Raw genomic sequence first — 1,554 nt, 5'->3', positions numbered from 1 at the left:
GCCGGGGGGCAGCGTCTGTCGATACCTCGCCCGGCGCGCCTTGCCGCGGCCCTCGGGCGCGGCTAGGTCGCGCGGTATGGACACGCCCCTCGATCAGGCCCACGCCGCGATGGAGGCCGCCCCGGAGGACGAGGCGCGCCGCCGCGCCTTCTACGACCGGCTCGCGCTTTCGGAGCTCTACCTGCTGCTGGAGGAGGAGCCGGCCGAGGATCGCCTCAGCCCGCGCATCTTCCCGCTGGACGAGGGGCGAATAGTCGTCGCCTTCGACCTTGAGGAGCGGCTGTCCGCCTTTGCCGGCGGTGCGGCGCCCTATGCGGCGATATCGGGCCGCACGCTCGCGCGGATGCTCGCGGAGCAAGACGTCGGGCTTGGCCTCAACCTCGAGGCGCCCTCGGCGATCCTGCTGCCCGCGGAGGCGATGGCGTGGCTCGCCGAGCGCGCGCCGGAGGCGCCGCGCGCCATCGCGGAGCGGCCCGTGGCGCTTCACCCGCCGGGCGATCTACCCGAGGGGCTGCTCGCCGCGCTCGACGCGCGGCTCGCCGCCGCGGCCGGCCGGGCCTCCGCCGCCTGGCTCGCCGAGGCGGAGTATTCGGGGGGCGGGCGTGCGGCGCTTCTGGCCTTCACCGGCACCGCGCCGGGCGCGGAGGGCGCGCTGGCGCAGGCGGCGGGCGAGGCGCTCGCCTTCTCGGGGCTGGAGGCGGGCTGGCTCGACCTCGCCTTCTCGCAGGCGGGAGAGGCGCTCGCCGACCGGCTCGCGGCGGTGGCGCTCCGTATCGAGTTGCCCGCGCCCGAGGCGCCAGAGGGCCCCGCGCCCCCCGGGCAGGACCCGGACCGTCCGCCGCGCCTGCGGTAAGGGAAGGCTTGAGCTTCCCCCGGCGGGAGGCTTTATCGTGTTGAAATCGCACTCGAGGGAGATTCTTCCATGATCCGCGCCAGTCGTTTCGCCGCCGCCGCGCTCTTCGCCGCGGTGCCCGCGCTCGCCCATGCCACCGAGATCACCGTCGCCAAGACCAGCGGCTGCGGCTGCTGCGTCGCCTGGATGGAGCACGTCGAGGAGCACGGCTTCCGCGCAGAGGGAGAGAACGTCGCCGGCGGCACCCTCGTGCGGCGCAAGATGGATCTCGGCGTGCCGCCGGAGATGGCCTCCTGCCACACCGCCGAGGTCGATGGCTACGTCATCGAGGGGCATGTCCCGGCCGAGGACATCCGCCGCCTGCTCGACGAGCGCCCCGACGCAGTCGGCCTCGCCGTGCCGGAGATGCCGCTCGGCTCGCCGGGGATGGATTTCGGCAACCGGTCGGAGCCCTACGCCGTGCACCTGATCCGCCCCGACGGCAGCACCGAGGTCTTCGCGCGTCACGAGTAGGCGGCGGACGCCCGGGCGCCGGCCTGCGCCCGGGGACGAGTGCTTTCTGCCGCGCCTGCCGGCCCCGAGGGCCGCGGCACCACGACAGCTTGCCGGCGCGGCCCTTTCAAGGTGCCGGGTGTCGCCCCTTCTGCGCGGGACATCGCCGGCGCGCCTTCCCATGGACAGGCCGGGCGCGGACCCGGGCT

At 75.2% G+C, this 1,554-nt stretch carries 2 protein-coding genes; both read left to right on the top strand.

Going from position 1 to position 1,554, the window contains the following annotated elements; genetic code table 11:
- Positions 1 to 76: 76 nt before the first annotated feature.
- Positions 77 to 853, top strand: coding sequence for an SseB family protein (locus ACESL7_RS12500; RefSeq protein ID WP_372893647.1), 777 nt, complete (start codon positions 77 to 79; stop codon positions 851 to 853).
- Positions 854 to 922: 69 nt separating this feature from the next.
- Positions 923 to 1,366 (top strand): DUF411 domain-containing protein, encoded by a 444-nt coding sequence (locus tag ACESL7_RS12495; protein WP_372893646.1) that lies wholly within the window; start codon positions 923 to 925, stop codon positions 1,364 to 1,366.
- Positions 1,367 to 1,554: the final 188 nt, after the last annotated feature.

The sequence above is a fragment of the Rhodosalinus sp. genome (assembly GCF_041685465.1).
Taxonomy (GTDB): Bacteria; Pseudomonadota; Alphaproteobacteria; order Rhodobacterales; family Rhodobacteraceae; genus Rhodosalinus.
Note: the sequence above shows the minus strand (reverse complement) of the source record. Positions and strands in the feature narration are given on the sequence as shown.

What these genes read in the sequence shown, in the direction of transcription:
- ACESL7_RS12500 (WP_372893647.1), top strand. Translation starts at nt 77, where the DNA reads ATGGACACGCCCCTCGATCAGGCCCACGCCGCGATGGAGGCCGCCCCG.
- ACESL7_RS12495 (WP_372893646.1), top strand. Translation starts at nt 923, where the DNA reads ATGATCCGCGCCAGTCGTTTCGCCGCCGCCGCGCTCTTCGCCGCGGTG.